Origin of the sequence: Sphingomonas zeae, assembly GCF_014197135.1 — a bacterium.
GTDB lineage: Bacteria > Pseudomonadota > Alphaproteobacteria > Sphingomonadales > Sphingomonadaceae > Sphingomonas > Sphingomonas zeae.
In genome coordinates, this window is sequence record NZ_JACIFA010000011.1 from 103,850 (window position 1) to 111,662 (window position 7,813).

The 7,813-nt window shown below is 61.4% G+C and carries 2 protein-coding genes; both read right to left on the reverse strand.

Annotated features, from left to right (window positions below):
- Positions 1-17: 17 nt before the first annotated feature.
- Positions 18-2,927 (reverse strand): TonB-dependent receptor, encoded by a 2,910-nt coding sequence (locus GGR45_RS15200; RefSeq protein WP_175312631.1) that lies wholly within the window; start codon positions 2,925-2,927, stop codon positions 18-20.
- Between the two features lie 916 nt (positions 2,928-3,843).
- On the reverse strand, positions 3,844-6,744 hold the full coding sequence (locus tag GGR45_RS15205; RefSeq protein WP_175312630.1) for a TonB-dependent receptor plug domain-containing protein: 2,901 nt from the start codon (positions 6,742-6,744) through the stop codon (positions 3,844-3,846).
- Between the last annotated feature and the right edge of the window lie 1,069 nt (positions 6,745-7,813).

Here is a 7,813-nt window from a genome sequence, read left to right on the forward strand (position 1 = left end):
GGCGGCCCGCCGATCGGTCAGAAGCGGAAGCGCACCCCCAGGCCATAATAGCGGCCCTCGTCACGCACGTCGCGGGGGTAGGACAGGCCGTTGCCATAGCTGCGATAGTTGTTGAACGGCTTGGCCAGCAGATTGGCCGCGTCGAACGCGATCGTGATCTCCTTGGTCAGGTTATAGTTGAAGCCGAAGTCGAGCCGCTGGATGCGGGTCGTGCCTTCGCCATTGTAGAAACCGTCGCCGTTGATGAAGTTGCCGTTCAGGAATGCATCGCGATTGTTGAACGACAGGCGGGTCGACACGTCGCCCTTCTCGTAGAAGAGCGCGACATTATACGTCCACTTCGACAGGCCGGTGATCGGCACGAACGGCGGCGGGGTAGTGCCACCGGCCGAGGCGAACAGGTTGGCCGGGTAACGCTGCTTGCCTTCCAGATAAGTCACGTTTGCCTGCACGCCGAAGCCGCTCCACAGGCCCGGCAGGAAGTCGAAGAAGGTCTGGCCGCCGACTTCCACGCCCTTGATCCGGCCCTTGCCCGCATTTTCCGGCCGGTTGATTTCGATCAGGCCGTAAAAGGGATCGATGGTGCGGTTGACGTAGTTGCTGATGAAGCCGTCGAGATCGCGATAGAACACGGCGGCGGTCAGCGAGGCGGTCGGCGAGAAATAATATTCGACCGTGGCGTCATAGTTGGTCGAGGTCAGCGGGCGCAGGTCCGGGTTGCCGCCGCTGCCATAGGCGTTGGGCCGCGTGTTCAGGCCCGCCGGGAAGCGCGGGTCGAGCGGCTGGTTCGGGATGACCGCCTGGGTATTCTGCTCGATATTCAGTGCCGGGTTCAGCTGGCCGAACTCCGGCTTGGTCCGCGTCTTGGTAAAGCCGAAGCGGATCTGCAGCTTGTCGTCGGGCCGGATACGCAGCGATGCGTTGGGCAGGATGTCGACATAATTGGCGCGGGTGGTGCGCACCTCGCTGCGACGGACGCCGTCGAACAGCACCGTCGAGATGCCGCGATATTCGCCCACCGTGTTGACGACCCGCGTGCCGAGCATACCATCGAACCGGACCGAGCCGATGTTGAACTCATATTTGGCCTGCCCGTAAAAGGCATAGGTCTGTTCGGTCGCATAGAAGGCGGCCAAGGGGTCCAGCTGGACATTGGGCGATGCAAAGCGGTTCAGCGCGTCGCGATAGCCCTGATCGGCCGGATTGGCCGCGACCAGCCGCTGGAGCGCGTTGAAAGCATATTCGCGAAGCTGCGGCGCATTGCCCGCGATGCCGTCCCGCGACGGCATCAGCCAGCTGGTAAAGCCCTGATTGCCGCGGAACGCGTTCTGGGTCAGCCCCAGCTGGCCCGCCGGGACGTCGGCCAGCGGGATTGCGAGCGGCTCGGTGTAGGCATAGCGGTTGCCGCGCTTCAGCGACGCATCGCGGTCGGTCCAGCGGATGCCCATTTGCAGCTTGGGGAATAGCGACAGGTCGGTTTCCAGGTCCAGGTCGGTGCGCCACTGCCACCCCTTGCCCTGCACGCGGTAGGTCGCTTCATAATAACCGCGCCAGATATAGTTGGCCGGATTGGTGTTGTCGAAGCCGGGTAGGTCGAACGACACGCCGTTATCGACGAAGAAATTGACGTTGGCGACCGGCGCCTTGGAAAAGGCGGTGTCGAAGCTCCACTCGTCCGAGCCATATTCCGAGTTGGTATAGGCCAGATCGGTCGACAGATGCGCGCGACCGATATCCCACTTCGCGCCGCCTGCCGCCTGATAGGTGTTGGTATAGCCCTTGGCGGTGCTGCGATACGCCTCGGGACGATAACCGCCGGTCTTGGTCAGGCTCTGCACCTGAAGCGGCTCGCCGGGGCGCAGCACGACGTCGCTCAGCGTCGGATTGTTGTCGAGCAGCGGAACGCGGAACCAGTCGTTTGCGATCTCGCCGCGATAGCCCTGGTAAAGGAAGTCGTAATAGAGCTCGAGATTGTGCGCCGGGCGCCACTGGACGCTGGCGTTGACCGCCGGACGCCAGCGCTTGCCGCTGTCGTTATAGACGCCGACCGCAGTCGGGATCTGGAAGTTGCGACCGACCGAGGTGGGCAGCACGGTCGTGCCCGCAGTCGGGCTGTTCGTGTTGCCTTCGCCCCAGCGGACCGCATTGCGATACTGCGCCTGGGTATAGGAGGCATTGAGGAGCCAGCCGATCTCACCGATTGCGGTGTCGGCGCGCTGGCTGATGAGCAGATTGCCCATCGGGTCGAACTTCTTCGACTGGTCGTTATAGGTGCCGCGCAGGCCGCCCGCGATCGTGAAGCCCTTTTCGAAATCAAACGGACGGCGCGTCCGCACGTTGATCAGCCCCGCCAGTCCCGGCTCCAGCAGGTCGGCGGTGCCGGACTTGTAGATTTCCAGGCCCGCCAGCGCGCCCGCCGGGAAATCCTGGAGCGCGACGCGGCGGTTCTCGGCGGTGAAGATGTCGCGGCCGTTAAAAGTCGTCGCCACGTCGGGCAGGCCACGCACCAGCACCTGATTCACTTCGTCGCTGTAGCGGCTGACCTGAACACCGGTCACGCGGGCCAGCGATTCCGCGGCCGTGTTATCAGGCAATTTGCCGATGTCCTGCGCCACGATGGCGTCAAGGATCGCGTCGGAATTGCGCTTGATCGCCTGCGCCGACCCCAGACTGGCGCGAAAGCCGGTGACGACGATGTCGCGCGGATCCGCATCTTGGTCGGGCAGGCCGGTGGTCGAGGCCTGAACCGGGCTGCGATCCGGCACTTCGGCGACTTCCTGGCCGATGCCGGCGGCGGTCTGCGCCTCGATCGGAGCGTTGGGGTCGGCGGCTCCAGCCTTTTGCGGCGTCGTTGCCGTCTGGGCTATGGCGGGCGCGGCCAACAGCACCCATGGCGCAACCGACAGCAAAAGGACGTGATGCTTCATCAGATTTCCCCTCCGACCGGCCCGAGCTTTCGGTGCCGTCTGGGTTATTTGTCTGACTATCACGGATCGACGTCAAGAGAGACATGACGAAATAATGACGCTTTCGCCATGCCGTGGATTTTTGGTCACACCCGCATTTATGGCGCCGCAATAATGTTAGCGTAAACAAAAATCCAATTTCGTTGCATTTCAAGCAGTAACGCCCTGCTGCGCTGCCACCGACATGGATCGCCACTTGTCGGTCTTAATCGGACGCCGTGTCGGAAATGCGCGGGTTCGTCCGATTAGGCTAATGGGGTCACAGGAAATTTCGAGTACGTCAAACCTGACAGATGATCAGCCCATTTGCGAATCGTCGCCTGGGACGAACGCCGTCTTCCTGGCGGCTTAATCGGCGCGCTATCCGGTGGTTGCGATGGCGTCATGAGCATGGTGGATCGATCTTCGCGACCGTCACGGTCGTGCCGACCAGCCCCGGCGAACAGGATATATCCCTGAAGCCGTCAAAGGACCGCTCCAAATGCCGCGTGCGGAACCGTGGGCGTAACTCATAGAACTGATGGGGATCGCCTTCAGGAATCAGCACGGCGTAACGCGATCATGCCAGTTGATGCAGGGCCGCATCCCCACGCACTGCCATATGGTAGAATTATCAGTGGCATGATGAGCCAAATGTATTGTCCGACATCTAAAAGCATGAGCGGCATGTCGGACTGCGCGTCATCGGGCTATTTCGCCCTATATTGGTGGCATTCCAACCAACCAAAGCTGCACCCGATGCGACTGAAACCCTCAGCACGGGTCGATTGGCTCGGCCCTATTCCACAAAGCAAAGGCCAGCGTCTCAACATGCGAGACGCTGGCCTCTACTTTCACGGAACGGGACGCGTGGCGTCGTGCCCGCAGTTCCGGATCGTCAGAACCGGAAATTCGCGCCGAAGCGGAACGTCCGACCGACCGCGCCGATCTGCGTATAGGTCGGGTTGTAGTTCGTCGCGGCGTAATTGCCCGCGTTCAGCGGCGCCTTGGCATCGGTCAGGTTGATGACGTTCGCGTAGAAGGTGAACTTGTCGTTGACCTTGACGCTGCCCGTCAGGTCGACGTCGATGAAGCGCCGGACATGGCAATTGAAGTTGGGATCGCTGCCCTGATAGGTGTTGCCGCCGTTGCAATCCATGGTGCCAAACTGGTCGAACCCGACCGCCTTATAGCCCGACACATAATAGGTGGTCGCAGTCAGCGAGTAGGGACCATAATCGACGCTGTTCTGCCAGTTGCCGCGCCACTGCGGCGTGCCGGCGCCCGACGACGTCACGTAAGGCGACTGGGTGCCGACAAAGTCGGTATAGGGCTGGTCCGCGCTTGGCTTGAACAGATAGTGCAGGATGTAGGTCGCCTCGGCGCGGCTGGTAAACCGCAGGTCATCGCGATGTAGTTGCACCTGCGCCGACACATCGATGCCGGACGTCTTGAGCGCCGCCGCATTGGCGAAGGGCGAATTGACGAACAGCGCGCGCAGCGGCGCGTTGGGGAAGGCAGGGTCGATCACGTCGGGCGTCACCGAATAGCCTGCCGGCATCGTGCCGTTGCCGTAGAAGGCCGCCAGCGCCTGGTTCGACAGCGGGCCGCCGCTGATCACGTCGGTCTTCTTGATGTTGTAATAGTCGGCGGTGAAGCTCAGCCAGGGCGTCGGCTGGACGACCGCGCCCGCCGTGAAGCTCTGCGACAATTCGGGCTTGATGTTGGGATTGCCGACCGTGTTGAAACCGATCGAATAGCTCTGGTTGTACGCGCTGCCGCCGGTGCAGTTGCTGCCCGACGCGGTCGCGCCGTGCTGAACCTGAACCGAACATGGCGCCTTGGACGAGGTAAAGCCGATAACCGAGCCCGAGGTCTCCGCGAAGCTCGGCGCGCGGAAGCCCTTGGAGAAGGTGCCGCGCAGGGCAAGCTGCTTGAACGGCATGAACTTGACGCCGATCTTGGGCGAAAAGCGATTATAGCCTTCCTGATAATGGTCGTAGCGGCCCGACCCGTCGATCTCGAGGCTGGTCAGAATCGGCGCATTGATTTCGAAATAGCCCGATTCCACCGTGCGGTGGCCGATGGCCGAGAACTGGTTGAGCCCCAGCGTCGTCAGGTTCGGATTCTGATTGGGATCGTTCTGAGCCTCGTAGCGGAACGAACCGCCGACGCCGACCTGGAGCGGCCCGCCCGGCAACTGCACCACTTCCTTGGTGATGACGCCCTGGATCATATCCAAATCGGTCGTCGCCTGGGTGTGGACCGTTGGCGACAGCGCGCTGCGGACGGCAGCGCTGTTCTGCGTCGGATCGACGAAATTGTACGTACCGTTGTTGATCGCGTTGGTCAGTGCGGCAAGGTTCAGATAGCCGTTCTGCGTCATGTCGAGCCAGCTATGCGCGATCGTGCCCGACACCGAATAGGTCCAGCCATTGCCGAACGCGCCGTCTATTCCGGCGGCGGCACGCAGGACATGGTTCTTGTAGTCCGACGAGGCAGGGATATCCCCGAACAGATAGCGGATCATCGCAGGCTGGCCCGACGCCGCGTAGGGATTGTTCGGGTTCAGCTGTCCATTGGCGAGGATGGCGGGCAGGATGATGTTCTGCGTGTTGATCGGGTTGATCGACCGGATATTGGCCGGGCCACCCGCCGCCAGAACCTCGTTCTGGTAATAGGAGGCCATGAGATAGGCCTGGGTCTGGTCATTGACCTGCACCGTCGCATGGCCCGTGACGCCGAAGCGGGTCTGCTCGGGCGCAATCTGGCCGTAATCGGCAACGGTGTTCTGAGTGCAGCCGCTGCCCAATGCTCCGCTGACCGGCAAGGTGGTACCGGTGCAGCCATTGGGGTTCAGAATCTGGAATGGCCCGGTTGCCGCGCCCGATCCCGACAGGATGTTGCCCGGCGTCATCTGGGTCGTCGGGGCAACCAGCGCGCTGGTCGTCGAACCCGGCACGACCGAACCGGCTTGGTTGTTGTCGCCGCCGATCCGGGTCAGATCGGCGGTGTTGAACGGAAAGCCGCGATTGCGCGACCAGATCGGGTCGTCATGCTGATACTCGCCGCTGATATAGACGTTGAAGCCACGCTCCTTGAGCTTGCCGGTGCCCAGCGTCAGGGTCGCGCGCTGCTCGCCACCGTCGCCGCGCTGGGTAACGCCACCTTCCAGCGTGCCCGCGACACCGGTGATCTCCTTCTTCATGATGATGTTGACGACGCCACCGATCGCGTCGGCGCCATAGCTGGACGAGGCGCCGTCCTTCAGCACCTCGACCCGGTCGACGATCGCGTCGGGTATGGTGTTCAGGTCGACGAACGAACGCTGACCGTCATCCGACAGCGGGTAATTCGCGGTGCGCATTCCGTCGATCAGCGTCAGGGTGGAGTTGACGGTCAGCCCACGCAGAGACACCGCCGACGAACCGGCACCGAAGCCATTGGCGAAGGCGGTCGGGATCGACCCGCTGCTGTCCGCGGAGATCGAGCGGACGGCATCCGAGACATTGTTGATACCCGCCTTTTTCAGCGTGTCGGCCGACAAAATGGTCACCGGCGAGGGGGTTTCGGTATCGGTACGACGGAACAGCGTGCCCGTGACGACGATGTCCTTCCCGTTCGTATCGGCGGAATCCGTGCTCGTCTTTGGAGCCGCCGAACTTTGGGCTGGGCTGCCATTGTCCTGCGCTGCGGCAGGACTGGCGATCAGCAGGCCGCCCATCAGCGCGACAGGTAGAATGGCGGACGCGGCGGTTTCCCGCAACAAGGCTGCGCGGATGACGGACGCACTGGTCATAACTCGATACTCCACCCTTTTCCGTGGCCGGACGGCCAGGCAATTCATAGGGGCGGACTTGTATTGGTGACCCATTTTCGATGTAAATGACGCTAATATTTCACGTTTCAAAAGTCGCGCCGATGTTGCGTCACTGCCACGGAATATGAAAAATATGTCAGTTGTTGAACGCTACTTTGCAAACGGCAAATCTTGGATTTATCAGGCACCCCCGTCATATTTTTACAGATATGAATATGGTCCTGTCATCCGGTTCATAAACTGACCATCTTTGCGGCCGTGGTGAACTGACTTCGTGCGCGAGAACGCCAAGAGCTTTCTGTTGTCCTGGGCAGCCGTCCTTCCTCCGCGAAAAAGACTGGGCCTCGACGGGCAACGCTCATGACGTCCGCGCCCGCCGCATCGATATCATTGAGGCGCAGCAGGCAACCCAGACGCGTCGGATCGAAGAGCGCACCGTGGTTCGCGTTGCGGGAGAGGATAAGCGGTACGGACAACCGCCTGCGTTCGCCCTATCTCAGGATGTTCTTCGACGGGGTCCGCGCGAGGACCAACAAAATCCTCATCTCTGGATCACCGTCAGCGCACGAAAACGGCCCTGCCGATAGTTTTCCCGCCGAAAAAGGAGCGATGCTCCCGTTTTGACCGGAAATGGTGCACCCAATCGGACGAAACTGGGCACTTAGATTGCTGGGAAATTTCGATCCGGCGGCGTTGATACAAACTGCGTTATTTGTCTGGGCGGATGAATAACCGTGCGTGGACGCCCCGTCGGATGCAAGGGGGTGTTTGGAAGATCTGATCGCGCGGGTTCGGGTGCTTCCGTGTGTCCGGCCTGTTCATGCAGTCATCATCACGGCTTCTGGCCTGTATGGTGATCGCGGATCGGGTCCATACCGCAATTGCGCGCTCAAGGCGCTTGGTCATTTGCCTGGTTTTCTCGACCCTGTCTTCTGACCGTTGCCCCACATCTCTCTAGGGTCAGGACTCGTTGATCAAAGCCAGAAGATGATGGTGGCAGCGAGGGCGACGGCGGAGAAGAAGGCGGTTGGGCACCGATCGTAGCGGG